The sequence below is a fragment of the Aromatoleum diolicum genome (genome assembly GCF_012910955.1).
Taxonomy (GTDB): domain Bacteria; phylum Pseudomonadota; class Gammaproteobacteria; order Burkholderiales; family Rhodocyclaceae; genus Aromatoleum; species Aromatoleum diolicum.
The window spans coordinates 50706-65646 of the sequence record NZ_WTVQ01000026.1 but is presented as its reverse complement, the minus strand read 5'-3'; the positions used below and the strand labels follow the sequence as shown (position 1 = coordinate 65646).

Genomic DNA, 14941 nt, shown 5'->3' with positions numbered 1-14941 from the left:
CCCCAAGGCAGTTCGGTTTCCCCCCGCCAGTGCAGCAGCGGCGCGCTGTCTTCGGTCGCCTCCGGCTCCAGCCACACCTGTCCGCGATACGCGCAGCAAGCCACCCCGTCGAACGGCAGATACAACGCCTGATCGCCCACAGCACGCAGCTGGCGCACCGCCTCGACAAGCCGCGCACGTGCCGGCGCCTCGAAACCCATCCGGCGCATCTGCCAGCGCAGCAGATTGCGCACGCGCTCATCCGACAGTTCCAGCAGCGCCGCACGCGCCAGCGGCAGGCCACCACAAGCCGCCTGATCCAGTGCTGCGAGCTCATCGAGCAGTCCGTCCGCCTCGCGAAAATGCGCGCTGGCACGCGCCAGCGCCGGCACGGCCGCGGGAAACGCGTCCTCGATCAGCGGGAAAATCCGGTGGCGCAGCAGATTGCGCGTATAGCGCGGATCAGCATTGCTTTCGTCCTCCACCCACTCGAGACCGGCGGCCCCGGCGCAGGCAAGGATGTCGGCGCGACGCACCCCGAGTAGTGGACGCAGCCGCCCCGGCGCCCCCGCTTCGACCGCCGACATCGCGCCGGCGCCGCGCAGCCCGGTCCCGCGCAGCAGACGGAACAACAGGGTTTCGGCCTGATCGTCCTGATGATGACCCAAGGCCAGCCAGTCGCACGGCACGCGTGCGAGCGCTGCGTGACGCGCCTCGCGCGCTGCCGCCTCCAGCCCTGCGGGATGATTCCGGACAACGTGCTCGCGAAACGGATGAAAGGCGACGCCCAGCCTGTTGCACAGGCTCGCGCAGAACGCCAGCCAGGCATCGGCATTCGGACTCAGACCGTGATGCACGTGCGCCGCGACCAGCGCGAAGCCCTTCGCCTGGCGCAACCCTGCCAACACATGCAGCAGCACGGTCGAATCGAGTCCGCCACTGAGCGCCACGCACACCCTCTGCCCCGGCGCGACGCCAGCCGCCGCCAGCACACCGGCAACGACTTCGGCCAGGCGCGCCTCAGGCGGCGTTCTGTTCCTTGAAGCGACCATAACTCATCAGACGGTCGATGCGCTTCTCGACGAGTTCGGTCGGCGAAAGATCCGCCACCTGACGCAACGCATCCTGCAGCGCCCGCTTCAGGTTCTGCGACATCGCGCGGTAATCGCGGTGGGCGCCGCCCAAGGGCTCGTTGACCACCCGGTCGATCAGTCCCAGCGACTTCAACCGGGCCGCCGTGATGCCCATGGTTTCGGCCGCTTCCGGCGCCTTCTCGGCACTCTTCCACAGGATCGACGCGCACCCTTCGGGCGAAATCACCGAATAGGTCGAGTACTGCAGCATCATCACCTGGTCGCCTACCGCGATCGCCAGCGCACCACCTGAACCGCCCTCGCCGATGATCGTCGAGATGATCGGCACCTTCAGTTCGGCCATCACGTAAAGATTGTGGCCAATCGCTTCGGACTGGCCGCGCTCCTCGGCACCGATCCCCGGGTACGCGCCCGGCGTGTCGACAAAGGTGAATACCGGCAGCCCGAACTTCTCCGCCAGACGCATCAGGCGCAGCGCCTTGCGATAGCCTTCCGGGCGCGGCATACCGAAGTTCCGCAGGATCTTTTCCTTGGTGTCGCGGCCCTTCTGATGTCCGATCACGACGCAGCTCTGGCCGTTGAAGCGCGCCAGCCCGCCGATGATTGCCTTGTCGTCGGCAAACGAGCGGTCACCGTGCAGTTCTTCGTAATCGGTGAATATGTGGCGTGCGTAATCCAGGGTATATGGGCGCTGCGGGTGACGCGCCACCTGGGCGATCTGCCACGGGGTCAGTTTGGCGTACAGATCCTTGGTGAGCGATGCGCTCTTGGCTTCGAGACGGGCGATCTCTTCGGAGATATCGACCGCCGAGTCGTCCTGTACAAAGCGCAGTTTTTCGATCTTGGCTTCCAGATCGGCAACCGGCTGTTCGAAATCCAGAAAGGTGGTCTTCATCCGACCGTTCCCAGTAAAAAAAGTGCGCCATTGTAACGCCTCCCACGGCAAAGCCAGCGGACCGCACAACGCCGACGCACGGATCGACCGCGGCAAACGCTGCACACGCATGCGTGACACACACGGCGGCAGTGAGGCATCATGCAAATATTCGTCACAACGAGAAGGAGCAGCGGGGGTTGCATGATCTCCGCGCTATGGGTAGTCGAAACACGTTCACACCGCAGCTCCTGGCCAACCAGGCGAGCCACGCCGGCTGCTTCGTCATCCGCGAAACACGCGACCGATGTTGCCCGGCGCCGATGTTCCACCGCCTGCGGCGGGCCACTGTCGCGCCCGCCGGCCTGCCATCTCGCAGCATCCCCCGAGCCTTGCCCGCCCTGGGACCCTCTGACGTTCCCGCGCCTGCGCCGAACTCCCCGCGCAGCGCCGCGCAGCACCTCCTCCCCCGCCCGACGTCCGCGCAGGCAGTCGCGTCGCACACCGTGCAGCGCCTCCACCCAGCCGTCGAGCATCCACGCGTGCCAGCACGGCACACGTGGCATCGCCCCACGTAGCCCGAAAAAATGGAAATTATCCTTCTCGTCGCCCTGATCCTGATCAACGGGGTCTTCGCCATGTCCGAGATTGCACTCGTCACCGCCCGTCGCGCGCGCCTCACTCGCCTGGCCGAGGATGGCGACGCCGCCGCAGTGGTCGCTATCAAGCTCGGCGAGGAGCCGACCCGCTTCCTGTCCACGATCCAGATCGGCATCACCTCGATCGGCATCCTCAACGGCATCGTCGGCGAGGCCGCGCTGGCAGCACCGCTCGCCACCTGGCTGCAGGAGCTGGGGCTGGCCCAGCGGCCGAGCGAAATCGGCGCCACCGTGCTGGTGGTCGTGGTCATCACCTACGTTTCCATCGTCGTCGGCGAACTCGTGCCGAAGCGCATCGGCCAGATCAACCCGGAAGGCATTGCACGCCTCGTCGCGCGACCGATGAACGCACTGTCGGTCGCTTCGCGCCCCTTCGTGCGCCTGCTGAGCTGGTCAACGACGATGCTGCTGACCCTGATGGGCAAGCGCGACGAAGCCGCCCCCGGCGTGACCGAGGAAGAAATCCACGCGCTGCTCGAGGAAGGCTCCGAAGCGGGCGTCATCGAAAAGAACGAACACGAGATGGTGCGCAACGTGTTCCGCCTCGACGACCGCCAGATTGCCTCGCTGATGGTGCCGCGCGCCGACGTCGTGTGGCTCGACATCACCCGTCCACTCGACGAGAACCTCGCGCGCATGGCCGAGTCGGACCACTCCCGCTTCCCGGTGTGCCGCGGCGGGCTCGACGACATCCTCGGCATCATCTCGTCCAAGCAACTGTTCAACCAGACACTCAAGGGCGGCAAGGCCGACCTCACGCAGCAGCTGCAGCCGGCGATCTACGTGCCCGAATCCCTGACCGGCATGGAGTTGCTCGACCAGTTCCGCGCCTCCAGCACGCACATGGTGTTCGTGATCGACGAATACGGCGAAATCCAGGGGGTCGTGACGCTGCAGGACGTTCTCGAAGCGGTCACCGGCGAATTCCAGCCGCACAGTATCGAGGAAGCCTGGGCCGTGCAGCGCGAGGACGGCTCATGGCTGCTCGACGGCATGATCCCGATCCCCGAACTCAAGGACCGGCTCGACCTCAAGACTGTGCCCGAGGAAGAAAAGGGCCGCTATCACACCCTCAGCGGCATGGTGATGTGGCTACTCGGCCGCCTGCCGCACACTGGAGATATCACGACCTGGGAGGAGTGGCGCCTGGAAGTGGTCGATCTCGATGGCAAGCGCATCGACAAGGTGCTGGCAAGCCGCATCGTCGAAGCGCCTGCCGTGGAAGAAAGTGAGCCCTCGACCTCATCCCTTCCCCCGTCCGAATGACGGCAGCGGCCACGCACGGCGGCCGCTAGACCGGCACGCACCTCCCTTGCGGCGATGAGCCTCGACACGCGCGACGCGCATACGCGCTGGCATACGCTCAGCCCGACGGCAGCGGCCTCGGTGCTGGGGGTCGATCCCGCCCTTGGACTGACCTCCGCCGACGCTGCCGACCGCCTCACGCAAGTCGGTGAAAACCGGCTTGCGGAAGCAGTCCCGCGTCCAGTCTGGCTGAAGTTTCTCGACCAGTTCCGCAACTTCCTCGTCATCGTATTGATTTTCGCCGCCGCGCTGGCGTGGGCCGTCGGCGAACTTAAGGATGCAGCGGTGATCCTCGTCGTGGTGGTGCTCAATGCAGGACTCGGTTTCTACCAGGAATACCGCGCCGAACGCACGCTCGGGGCTCTCAAGGAAATGCTCGCCACCCACGCCCGCATCCGGCGCGGCGGGCACTTGCTCGAAGTGGACACCAGTACGCTGGTGCCCGGCGACATCGTACTGCTCGAAGCCGGCGACCGCGTGCCCGCCGATGGCCGGCTGCTCGTCGCACACAATCTGGAAGTCGACGAAGCCGCGCTGACCGGCGAATCACACGCCGTCGGCAAGATCACCGCCACGCTCGACACTGCCGCATTGCCACTGGGCGACCGCGTCAACCTGCTTTTCATGAACACCGTGGTGACGCGCGGACGCGCCGAAATGATCGTGATCGCCACCGGCATGGGAACCGAGATGGGCAACCTCGCCGGCATGATCGCCAGCGCCGAAGAAGGCGAAACGCCGCTGCAGCGCCAGCTCGACACTCTCGGCAAGAAGCTCGCCGCGATTGCCGGCGTCGTCGTTGCCGTCATCTTCGTGCTCGACGCTGCGCGCGGCCTGCCGTGGACGCAGGCCGTGATGACCGCCGTGGCACTCGCCGTCGCGGCCATCCCCGAAGGACTACCGGCGGTTGTCACCGTCACGCTCGCCGTCGGCATGTGGCGCATGGCACAGAACCGCGCGATCCTGAAAAAACTCGCCGCCGTCGAAACACTCGGCTCGACCACGGTCATCTGCTCCGACAAGACCGGCACCTTGACGCTGAACCAGATGACCGCACGCGCCGGCTGGTTTGCCGGGCAGCGCTTCGCGGTCAGCGGCGAAGGCTATCGTGCCGACGGCGAAATCGCCGGCCACGCAGCGGTCGACTTGCACCCCCTGCTGCTGCCGATGGCCCTGTGCACCGATTCACGCGTACGCGACGGCGAACTCATTGGCGATCCGACCGAAGGCGCACTGTGGGTGCTCGCGCAAAAAGGTGGCGTCGACCCGCGTGCAGAGCAGAAGCGCGCGCCACGCATCGCGGAAATCCCCTTCGATTCCACCCACAAGTTCATGGCCACTTTCCACCACAATGGCGGGCAGGTGGAAATGTTCATCAAGGGGGCCCCCGACGTCCTGCTTGCGCGCTCGACCCGCTGGCGCGGCGCGGACGACACTCAAGCCATCGATGCGGCGGTACGCAGCCGCATCGTCGCGGAGAACGAGCATCTCGCCAATCAGGCCCTGCGTGTGCTGGCCGTTGCGCGGCGCGACATTCCGGCACGCGATTTCGACCCGGCGGGCGACCTGTGGATCTGGACCGAAGACTGGACCTTCGTCGGCATGGCGGGCCTGATGGACCCGCCGCGCGCCGAAGCCGCCGCGGCGATCCAGCGCTGTCGCCACGCCGGTATCGGCGTCAAGATGATCACCGGCGACCACAAGGCCACGGCCGCCGCCATCGGTCACGAACTGGGCCTGCGCGGCGACGTGGTGAGCGGCGCCGAACTCGACGCAATGGACGACACGGCCCTCGCCGCCCGCATTGATGCCATCGCCGTGTTCGCACGCGTATCGCCGACGCACAAAGTGCGCATCGTAAAGGCCCTGAAAGCCGCTGGCCATGTCGTTGCGATGACCGGCGATGGGGTCAACGACGCCCCCGCGCTCAAGGCCGCCGATATTGGCGTTGCGATGGGTATCACCGGCACCGCCGTCACGCGCGAAGCCGCGACAATGGTGCTGACCGACGACAATTTCGCCACCATCGTGCGCGCCGTCGAAGAAGGCCGCGTGATCTTCGACAACATCGTCAAGTTCGTGCGCTTCCAGCTCTCCACCAACATTGGTGCGATCCTGACAGTGCTCGCCGCGACGCTCGCCGGCCTGCCTGCGCCGTTTACCGCGATCCAGCTGCTGTGGATCAACATCATCATGGACGGCCCGCCGGCGATGACGCTAGGCGTCGAACCCGCACGCCCGAGCATCATGCGTGCCCCACCGCGCCCGCAAGCGGCACAGATCCTCACAATGGCTCGTCTGGCGCGCCTCGCGCTGTACGGCGCGACGATGATGGTCGGCACCCTGTGGCTGTTCCAGTCCGGCCTCTCCTCGCACGGGTCGGACTACGCGCTGACACTCGCCTTCACCACCTTCGTGCTGTTCCAGTTCTTCAACGTGTTCAACGCCCGCAACGAATACGGCAGCGCCTTCAACCGCCAGTTCCTGCGCAACGGCAAGCTGTGGCTCGCACTCGGCGGCGTGCTGGCATTGCAGGTCGTCGTCGTCAATTGGGCGCCGGCGCAGACGATCTTCAGCACCACGACGCTGCATGGCGAAGACTGGCTGCGCTGCGTGCTGGTGGCCTCGAGCGTGTTGCTGCTGGACGAAGCGAGAAAGCTGCTGATGCGGACCGGCGCCCGCCTGCAGTCACGGAAGACGCGCTGAACATCGCCCCACGGCAGGTCGCGCCGGTGCCGAACGATGCGAACAAGACAAACGGGGTGGCCCGCCTGCGCGAACCACCCCGTCCCGGCCATCCTCTCCCCGCACTGACTGGCGGGGATGGAATCAGTCGTCGTTCATCACCCCCAGCAGGTGCAGCAGGCTGGTGAAGAGGTTGTAGATCGTCACGTACAGCGTCACGGTCGCCATCACGTAGTTGGTTTCGCCGCCGTGGATGATGTTGCTGGTCTCATACAGGATGAGGCCGGACATCAGCAGCACGAACATCGCCGAGACCGCCAGCGACAACCCCGGCATCTCGAAGAACACCGCCCCGAGACCGGCAAGGAAGGCAACCAGGATGCCGACCATCAGGAACCCGCCCATGAAGGAGAAATCCTTGCGGGTAGTCAGCGCGTAAGCCGACAGGCCGAGGAAGATCGCCGCCGTGCCGCCCATCGCCTGCATCACGACCATATGGCCGTTGGGCAGTGACAGATACTTCGAGATGATCGGCCCCAGCGTGAAGCCCATGAAGCCGGTCAACGCAAAGACAAACAGCACGCCCAGGCCGCTGTCGCGGAACTTCGTCGTCAGGAACAGCAGGCCGAAGTAACCCACCAGCGTGATGATCAGGCCCGGATGCGGCAGCCCCATAGCCATCGACAGGCCGGCTGTCAGCGCCGAGAACGCCAGCGTCAGCGACAGCAGCATGTAGGTATTGCGAACGACCCGGTTGGTCGAGAGGACCGAAGCCTCCGTCCGGGTCATGGTAGCGATGCGGTTTTCCATTGAATTCTTGCTCCTCTGTTCGAATTTTGACTGCGCGAGGTCTCACGCTCCTGCAAGTACGACCTCCGGCGTTAGTGCCGGTTCGCGAATGATTCGCCGTTGCCGTCCGAGACGGCGCGTCAACACCTGTGCAACGCGGTCCGCCGCGCGGTCCACTGCGGAACGCGCTTCCACCTCGGTGATCGCAAAAATGACGTCCGGACGGTTACGTAGCCGCAGTTGTACCACACAACGCTTGTCCACTCCGCCGCGCGGGCCGTTGACGTCGGCCACCTTGATTCGCGCCCACTGGATGTGATCGCGGAAGCGGCCGATCGCGAAACGCATCCGCCGCGCCACGTAATCGCGCAGACCGACCGGGGTTTCGCCATCAGTACATTGCAGATCGATTCGCATAATGCTTCTCCTTTGCTCATGACAGGTCCGGAACACCGGGCCGCAGAGAAAAGCTTAAAGCCGGAATCGCAATCAACAAACATGAGTCAACCTGAGCTTGATTCAGCTTTTTCAGAACTCTATAGAACCTGAATGCTCGGTTTGTGGCGACATCCTCACCCGGTCGGCATCGTAAAGTCCGGCAACATCGGCCATCATCCGCGCGCAGCATCGCGGACCGATGCACTGAAATCGCATCGGAGCCGCAACAATGGGCAGGGTCGCAGGTAAACACGGCGAACTGGCGGCAGACGCACGATCGGAAAAGATGGGGAGAAACCGCTCGCAGCCCGTACCGGAGTGGCGGACGCCGCCTTCCGGTGTGGCGAACTCTGCTAGAATCCGCCGCTTTGCTGCGCTTTCCAGTCTGAATTGACTGGTGCCGGGAGAGGGACTCGAACCCTCACAGTGTCACCACCGGCGGATTTTGAGTCCGCTGCGTCTACCGATTCCGCCATCCCGGCTAGGGAAGCGCCGCATTATCCACGAAACCCCCCGCTAGCGGCAAGCATATGCCCCTGACTCTTGAAGATTTCGATTATCTGCTGCCCCCTGAGCTGATCGCCCAAGCCCCGCTCGCCGAGCGCTGTGCCAGCCGCCTGCTGGTGCTCAACGACGGCGAACTTGACCGCGGCTTCTGCGACCTGCCCGGGCTCGTGCAGCCAGGTGACCTGCTGGTGTTCAATGACACGCGTGTGATCCATGCCCGCCTTTATGGCGTCAAAGAAACCGGCGGCCAGGTCGAAGTGCTGATCGAACGCGCGATCGGTCCGCACGAAGCGCTCGCCCAGGTCCGTGCAAGCAAGTCGCCGCGCACCGGCAGCCGGCTGCGGCTCGCAGACGCCTTCGACGTCACGGTACTCGGCCGCGTCGGCGAATTCTTCCATCTGCGCTTTCCCGAGACCGAAGAGTTGCTCGTCCTGCTGGAGCGCCATGGCAAGCTGCCGCTGCCACCCTACATCGAGCGCGCCGCCGACGACCACGACGAATCGCGCTACCAGACCGTCTACGCCCGCGATCCCGGCTCGGTCGCAGCCCCCACGGCCGGGCTGCATTTCGACCAGAAAATGCTCGCCGACCTTGCCCGGCAAGGCGTGCGCGGCGCCTGGCTGACGCTGCACGTGGGCGCCGGCACCTTCCAGCCGGTACGCGTCAACGACCTCGGCGAGCACCGCATGCACCGCGAGCGCTACGTCATCCCGCAGGCAACCGTGGATGCCATTGCCGCCACCCGCGCCGCCGGCGGCCGCGTCATCGCGGTCGGCACCACCAGCCTGCGCGCGCTCGAAGGCGCGGCACAGGACGGTACGCTCGAACCCGGCATCGGCGAAACCGAGTTATTCATCCTGCCGGGATACCGCTTCCAGGTGGTCGATGCATTGATCACCAATTTCCACCTACCGAAATCGACGCTGCTGATGCTGGTGTCGGCCTTCGCCGGCATGGAAACCGTCCGCCGCGCATACGCCCACGCCGTGCGCGAACAATACCGATTCTTCAGCTACGGTGATGCCATGTTCATTACCCACCGCAACGATGCAATTTGAACTGATTACCCAGGACAGCGGCGCCCGCCGCGGCCGCCTCACACTCGCCTACGGGACTGTCGAAACACCGGTGTTCATGCCGGTCGGCACCTACGGCACGGTCAAGGCGATGACACCCGCGGCGCTCGACGACATCGGCGCGCAGATCTGTCTCGGCAATACCTTTCACCTGTGGCTGCGCCCGGGCCTCGATGTTGTCGCCGCCCACGGCGGCCTGCACGATTTCATGGGCTGGAACAAACCCATCCTCACCGACTCCGGCGGCTTCCAGGTATTCAGCCTTGGCGCCCTGCGCAAGATCAGCGAGGAAGGCGTTCGGTTCGCGTCGCCGATCGACGGCGCGAAACTCTTCCTGACCCCCGAGATCTCGATGCAGATCCAGCACACGCTGAATTCCGACATCGTGATGATCTTCGACGAATGCACGCCCTATCCGGCCACGCGCGACGAGGCAGCCAAATCGATGCGCCTGTCGCAGCGCTGGGCGAGGCGTTCGCGCGACGAGTTTGACCGACTCACCGACGGCCAGGAGAAGCGCAATGCGCTGTTCGGCATCGTGCAGGGCGGCATGTACGAAGACCTGCGCGACGAATCGCTGGCGGCGCTCGAAGACATCGGCTTTCACGGCTACGCCATCGGCGGTCTGTCGGTCGGCGAGCCGAAGGAAGACATGAAGCGCATCCTCGCCCATACCGCCCCACGCTTGCCCGCCAATAAGCCCCGCTACCTGATGGGCGTAGGCACGCCGGAAGACATCGTTGCCGGGGTCGCCGCCGGCATCGACATGTTCGACTGCGTGATGCCGACCCGCAACGCACGCAACGGCTGGCTGTTCACGCGCTACGGCAACATCAAGATCAAGAACGCCACGCACAAGCAGGACACGCGGCCACTCGACCCCTCGTGCGACTGCTACACCTGCCGCAACTTCAGCCGTTCCTACCTTCACCACCTGCACCGTGCCGGCGAAATCCTCGGCAGCATGCTCAACACCATCCACAACTTGCGCTACTACCAGACGCTCACGGCAGAGCTACGTGCCGCGATAGCCGCCGGCGAGTTCGCCGACTATGTCACGCGTTTTCGCAATGAGCGCACCACCGGCACCGCTTGAGCCCGGACGCAGTGTCACGAGCGCGATTTGTGCTACTGCTATAATCAAACGTTTTAAGCAACCACTCGGAGTTACAACAAGTGTTTATTTCCAACGCCTACGCCCAGGCAGCCGCTGCCAGCGATCCCACTGGTGGCCTGATGGGCATGCTGCCGCTGATCCTGATGTTCATCGTCCTGTGGTTCCTGATGATCCGCCCGCAAATGAAGCGTGCAAAGGAACACAAGGCCATGGTCTCCGCGCTTGCGAAGGGCGACGAGATCGTCACCCAGGGCGGCATCGCCGGTCGCGTGACCCAGGTTGGCGATAACTTCCTGCACGTCGAAATCGCTGACAACGTCAACATCGTTGTGCAGAACCAGGCGGTTGCTACCGTGCTGCCGAAGGGCACGCTGAAGACCCTGTGAGGTCGGCTTGCGCGGCGCACGGAATTTGTCCGCGCCGCGCACCTGCAACACCCCTTCCCGCTCCCCACTTCTGTCGACCCAAGTCATGAACCGCTATCCGCTCTGGAAGAACATCCTTATTGGTCTGGTCCTGTTCTTCGGCCTGATCTACACCCTTCCCAACTTCTACGGTGAAGTGCCCGCAGTTCAGGTTTCCAGCGGCAAAGCCACCCTCAAGCTCGACGCTGCGCTGAGCGGCACCATCGAGCAAGCGCTGAGCGACGCACAGATCCAGCACACCGGCCTGTTCACGGACGCCAACAGCATCCGCGTACGCGTCGCCACCAGTGACGCGCAACTACGCGCCAAGGATGCGATCGAGAAGCGCCTCAACCCCGACCCGCGCGACCCGTCCTACGTCGTCGCTCTCAACCTGCTGTCGGCCTCGCCAAACTGGCTGACCGCGATCCATGCGCTGCCGATGTACCTCGGCCTGGACCTGCGCGGCGGGGTACACTTCCTGCTCGAAGTCGATATGCCCGGTGCAATCACCAAGCGGCTCGATGCCATCGCAGCCGACATGCGCACCCTGATGCGCGACAAGAACGTGCGCCACGCGGGCATCACCCGCGAAGGCAACAACGTGCAACTGCGCTTCCGCGATGCTGCCCAGCGCGACGCCGCGCGCAAGGCGATCCAGGGCAGCACCTCCGATCTGCAACTGGCCGACCGTGACGATGGCAGCGACGACCTGAAACTCGTCGCCACGCTGGGCCAGATCGCGCAGAAGAACATCCGCGACTTCGCGATCAAGCAGAACATCACCACGCTGCACAACCGCATCAACGAACTCGGCGTCGCCGAACCGGTGATCCAGCAGCAAGGCCTCGACCGCATCGTCGTGCAGCTGCCCGGCGTGCAGGACGTCGCCAAGGCCAAGGACATCCTCGGTCGCACCGCCACCCTCGAAGTGCGTCTGGTCGACGAGACCCCGGGCGCTCTCGAATCGGCACTGGCCGGCAGCGTGCCCTTCGGCACCGAACTCTATAATGAACGCGGCGGCTCGCCGGTGCTGGTGCGCAACCAGGTGGTACTGACGGGCGACCGTCTCACCGACGCCCAGCCCGGCTTCGACGGTCAGACCAACGAGGCGGCCGTGCATTTGACGCTGGACGCCGCCGGCAGCCGCATCTTCCGCGACATCACGCGCGAGAATGTCGGCAAGCGCATGGCGATCCTGCTGATCGAAAAGGGCAAGGGCGAAGTCGTCACGGCCCCGGTGATCCGCAGCGAAATCGGCGGCGGTCGCGTGCAGATTTCCGGCCGCATGACCACCACCGAAGCCAACGACGTCGCACTGCTGCTGCGCGCCGGCAGTCTCGCCGCGCCGATGGAAATCATCGAGGAGCGCACCGTCGGCCCAAGCCTAGGCGCCGACAACATCGCGAAAGGCTTCCAGTCGACCCTGTGGGGCTTCGTCGCGATTGCCGTGTTCATGAGCATTTACTACGCGCTCTTCGGCATCGTGTCGGTGATCGCACTCGCCGCCAACCTGCTGCTGCTGGTCGCGCTGCTGTCGCTGCTGCAGGCGACGCTGACGCTGCCGGGCATTGCGGCGATGGCGCTGACCCTCGGTATGGCGATCGATGCCAACGTGCTGATCAACGAACGCATCCGCGAGGAGCTGCGCAACGGCGTCTCGCCGCAGGCGGCGATCCACGCCGGCTACGAACGTGCCTTCGACACCATTCTCGACTCCAACATCACCACGCTGATCGCCGGTATCGCGCTGCTGGTCTTCGGGTCGGGCCCGGTGCGCGGCTTCGCCGTGGTGCACTGCCTCGGCATTCTCACTTCGATGTTCAGCGCCATCCTGATCTCGCGGATGCTGGTAAACCTGATCTACGGACGCCGCCGCAAGGTCGAGTCGCTGTCGATCGGCCAGATCTGGAAACCGGGTAACTGAACCTGCGCACGTAAAGACAAAGGGGTGCCGCATGGCGCCCCCCGACGCGACAAGAAAAGGCTGAAAAATGGAATTTTTCCGCATCAAGAAAGACATCCCGTTCATGCGTCATGCACTGACGTTCAACATCATTTCGTTGATCACGTTCTTGCTGGCGGTGTTCTTCCTTGCGACGCGCGGCCTGCATCTGTCGGTGGAATTCACCGGCGGCACGCTGATCGAAGTGAGTTATACGGAAGCACCGCAGCTTGAACCGATCCGTAACGCGTTCGCCGCCAATGGCTACCCTGACGCCCAGGTGCAGAACTTCGGCAGCGCGCGCGATGTGCTGATTCGCTTGCCCAACCGCGACGATCTCGACGCAACACGGATGTCGGAACGTGCGATGAGCACCCTGCAATCGGTCGGTGGCGCCGCACCGGAACTGCGGCGGGTCGAGTTCGTCGGCCCGCAGGTCGGCAAGGAACTCGCCGCCGACGGATCGATGGCACTGCTGCTGGTGATTTTCGGTATCGTCCTCTATCTGGCGATGCGCTTCGAATGGCGTTTCGCCGTCTCCGCGATCATCGCCAACCTTCACGACGTCGTCATCATCCTGGGCTTCTTCGCGTTCTTCCAGTGGGAGTTCTCGCTGGCGGTACTGGCTGCGGTGCTGGCGGTGCTGGGTTACTCGGTCAATGAATCGGTGGTGGTCTTCGACCGCGTGCGCGAGACCTTCAAGAAAAAACGCAACATGACGACGCCCGAAGTGCTCGATCACGCGATCACCTCGACCATTTCACGCACCGTGATCACCCACGGCAGCACCCAGATGATGGTGCTCGCGATGCTGCTGTTCGGCGGCGAAACCCTGCACTACTTCGCGATGGCACTGACCATCGGCATCCTGTTCGGCATCTATTCGTCGGTGCTGGTTGCCAGTCCGCTGGTGATGTGGCTCGGCGTATCGCGCGAGCAGTTCATCAAGCCGAAAAAGGAAAAGGAAGAGGCGGTCGTCTGACGGCTGGGCGGCGATGAACGAGTTCCTGCAAGCCTTCGTCAGCCTCCTGGCGATCACCAACCCGATCGTCGCCGCCCCGCTCTTCCTCGGCATCGTCGTTGGCATGCCCGCCAACGCCAAGCGGCGCGCCGCAAGTCATGCCGGCTTCGCGGTGTTCGCGATCCTCGCCGGTTCGGCCCTCGGCGGGCGGCATATCCTGGAACTCTTCGGCATCTCGCTGGACGCCTTCCGCACCGCGGGCGGCCTGGTCATTATCCTCGTCGGCCTCGAAATGCTGCGCGGCAGCCCCAGCGGTATCCAGCAGGATGAAGCGTCGCCGGAAGACCCGCGCGACCGCATCTTCGTACCCTTCGCGATGCCGCTGGTGGCCGGCCCTGGCGCGATCACCACCGCGATCACGCTATCGGTCACCTACCCGTCGCGCCTCTACCTTCCGGTGATCGCGCTGCTCGCCTCGATCGCCTGTGCGCTGGTCCTGTGGCTCACGCTACGCCTCGCGTTGGTGCGGCAACGCCTCGCCACACCGCGCGTCGAGCGCATCTTCACGCGCTTCATGGGCCTGATCCTGGTCGCCATCGGCTTCCAGATCGGCATGCTCGGCATCCGCGACTTCTTCAAACTCGGCGGAGCTTGAACGCAATATTCGGGCATCGACGCCTGCAAAACATGTTTTCCGTAGAGCGGCTTCAGCCGCGAACCCTCAGGCTCTTTTAGTACCTTATGTTCGCGGCTGAAGCCGCTCCTACGATCGCCCTGCCAGGAACCTCAGAGCGCGAACACCTGCTTCACGCGCAGCACCTGACCGCGTTCGATCAGGCCGATCAGGCGGTCGATGTTCGGATGCTTGCCCGGATTCGCGCGCGCATCGTCGGTATGTTCCGCATACAACTCCAGCCCCTTCTTCGCCGCTTCGGCATTGATCGCGCCATACAGCTGGGCGATGTGGTTATACACTGCCAGCGAACCGGCCTGACCGGGCTTGTTCTCGATCGTCGCCACCACGGCATCGCCCGCATCGAGCAGGTTCAGCGCAGCCAGATGCGACACTTTGGGCAGCTGCTTGAGATTGTCGGCAAACGCCATTGCC

At 64.4% G+C, this 14941-nt stretch carries 13 protein-coding genes and 1 tRNA gene; 8 read left to right on the top strand and 6 right to left on the bottom strand.

All coding sequences use genetic code 11. The features are described 5' to 3' along the window. The coding region (gene tilS, locus GPA25_RS15360) for a tRNA lysidine(34) synthetase TilS (protein WP_211163146.1) at window positions 1-1031 on the bottom strand (1031 nt) is incomplete at its 3' end. Further along, on the bottom strand, window positions 1000-1968 hold the full coding sequence (locus GPA25_RS15355; protein WP_169261286.1) for an acetyl-CoA carboxylase carboxyltransferase subunit alpha: 969 nt from the start codon (window positions 1966-1968) through the stop codon (window positions 1000-1002). The genes GPA25_RS15355 and tilS, both read right to left, overlap by 32 nt. Before the next feature lie 566 nt (window positions 1969-2534). On the opposite strand from GPA25_RS15355, the gene GPA25_RS15350 reads away from it, so the two are divergent. Together GPA25_RS15350 and GPA25_RS15345 are read left to right on the top strand one after the other, a co-directional pair. Continuing rightward, a complete protein-coding gene (locus GPA25_RS15350) occupies window positions 2535-3872 on the top strand; it encodes a hemolysin family protein (RefSeq protein WP_169261285.1) in 1338 nt (445 codons plus the stop codon). A 54-nt stretch (window positions 3873-3926) separates the two neighbouring features. Next, complete coding sequence (locus GPA25_RS15345) at window positions 3927-6617, top strand: cation-translocating P-type ATPase (RefSeq protein ID WP_169261284.1); 2691 nt, start codon at window positions 3927-3929, stop codon at window positions 6615-6617. 123 nt (window positions 6618-6740) lie between these two features. On the opposite strand, the gene GPA25_RS15340 is transcribed toward GPA25_RS15345, so the two are convergent. The 3 genes from GPA25_RS15340 to GPA25_RS15330 form a co-directional block, all read right to left on the bottom strand. Next, window positions 6741-7406, bottom strand: a complete 666-nt coding sequence (locus GPA25_RS15340; protein WP_169261283.1) for a Bax inhibitor-1/YccA family protein — start codon at window positions 7404-7406, stop codon at window positions 6741-6743. 42 nt (window positions 7407-7448) lie between these two features. Next, window positions 7449-7802, bottom strand: coding sequence for an HPF/RaiA family ribosome-associated protein (locus tag GPA25_RS15335; protein WP_169261282.1), 354 nt, complete (start codon window positions 7800-7802; stop codon window positions 7449-7451). A gap of 416 nt (window positions 7803-8218) precedes the next feature. Next, window positions 8219-8305, bottom strand: a tRNA-Leu gene (locus GPA25_RS15330). A gap of 48 nt (window positions 8306-8353) precedes the next feature. Between GPA25_RS15330 and queA the strand changes: the two genes are divergently transcribed. The 6 genes from queA (at window position 8354) to GPA25_RS15300 (ending at window position 14488) form a co-directional block, all read left to right on the top strand. Continuing rightward, a complete protein-coding gene (gene queA, locus GPA25_RS15325; protein ID WP_169261281.1) occupies window positions 8354-9388 on the top strand; it encodes a tRNA preQ1(34) S-adenosylmethionine ribosyltransferase-isomerase QueA in 1035 nt (344 codons plus the stop codon). Further along, on the top strand, window positions 9378-10502 hold the full coding sequence (tgt, locus tag GPA25_RS15320) for a tRNA guanosine(34) transglycosylase Tgt (RefSeq protein ID WP_169261280.1): 1125 nt from the start codon (window positions 9378-9380) through the stop codon (window positions 10500-10502). The genes queA and tgt overlap by 11 nt, the downstream gene beginning before the upstream one ends. Before the next feature lie 80 nt (window positions 10503-10582). Continuing rightward, entirely contained in the window at window positions 10583-10909 is a 327-nt protein-coding gene (yajC, locus tag GPA25_RS15315) for a preprotein translocase subunit YajC (protein ID WP_169261279.1), read from the top strand. An 85-nt stretch (window positions 10910-10994) separates the two neighbouring features. Then, window positions 10995-12854 carry a protein translocase subunit SecD gene (secD, locus tag GPA25_RS15310; protein ID WP_169261278.1) on the top strand — a complete coding sequence of 620 codons (1860 nt, stop codon included), beginning with the start codon at window positions 10995-10997 and terminating at the stop codon, window positions 12852-12854. Window positions 12855-12921: 67 nt separating this feature from the next. Beyond that, the gene (secF, locus tag GPA25_RS15305; protein ID WP_169261277.1) at window positions 12922-13854 is read left to right on the top strand and encodes a protein translocase subunit SecF; all 933 of its coding nucleotides are present in this window, start codon (window positions 12922-12924) and stop codon (window positions 13852-13854) included. 13 nt (window positions 13855-13867) lie between these two features. Continuing rightward, complete coding sequence (locus GPA25_RS15300; protein ID WP_169261276.1) at window positions 13868-14488, top strand: MarC family protein; 621 nt, start codon at window positions 13868-13870, stop codon at window positions 14486-14488. 131 nt (window positions 14489-14619) lie between these two features. Here GPA25_RS15300 and GPA25_RS15295 read toward each other — a convergent pair whose 3' ends face one another. Then, complete coding sequence (locus tag GPA25_RS15295; RefSeq protein WP_169261275.1) at window positions 14620-14937, bottom strand: DUF2322 family protein; 318 nt, start codon at window positions 14935-14937, stop codon at window positions 14620-14622. Window positions 14938-14941: the final 4 nt, after the last annotated feature.

Bases quoted from the DNA above. Each gene is read 5' to 3' on its own strand.
- GPA25_RS15345 (WP_169261284.1), top strand. From the start codon at position 3,927: ATGAGCCTCGACACGCGCGACGCGCATACGCGCTGGCATACGCTCAGC.
- GPA25_RS15295 (WP_169261275.1), bottom strand. From the start codon at position 14,937: ATGGCGTTTGCCGACAATCTCAAGCAGCTGCCCAAAGTGTCGCATCTG.
- secD (WP_169261278.1), top strand. From the start codon at position 10,995: ATGAACCGCTATCCGCTCTGGAAGAACATCCTTATTGGTCTGGTCCTG.
- secF (WP_169261277.1), top strand. From the start codon at position 12,922: ATGGAATTTTTCCGCATCAAGAAAGACATCCCGTTCATGCGTCATGCA.
- tgt (WP_169261280.1), top strand. From the start codon at position 9,378: ATGCAATTTGAACTGATTACCCAGGACAGCGGCGCCCGCCGCGGCCGC.
- GPA25_RS15300 (WP_169261276.1), top strand. From the start codon at position 13,868: ATGAACGAGTTCCTGCAAGCCTTCGTCAGCCTCCTGGCGATCACCAAC.
- GPA25_RS15355 (WP_169261286.1), bottom strand. From the start codon at position 1,968: ATGAAGACCACCTTTCTGGATTTCGAACAGCCGGTTGCCGATCTGGAA.
- GPA25_RS15350 (WP_169261285.1), top strand. From the start codon at position 2,535: ATGGAAATTATCCTTCTCGTCGCCCTGATCCTGATCAACGGGGTCTTC.
- queA (WP_169261281.1), top strand. From the start codon at position 8,354: ATGCCCCTGACTCTTGAAGATTTCGATTATCTGCTGCCCCCTGAGCTG.
- GPA25_RS15340 (WP_169261283.1), bottom strand. From the start codon at position 7,406: ATGGAAAACCGCATCGCTACCATGACCCGGACGGAGGCTTCGGTCCTC.
- GPA25_RS15335 (WP_169261282.1), bottom strand. From the start codon at position 7,802: ATGCGAATCGATCTGCAATGTACTGATGGCGAAACCCCGGTCGGTCTG.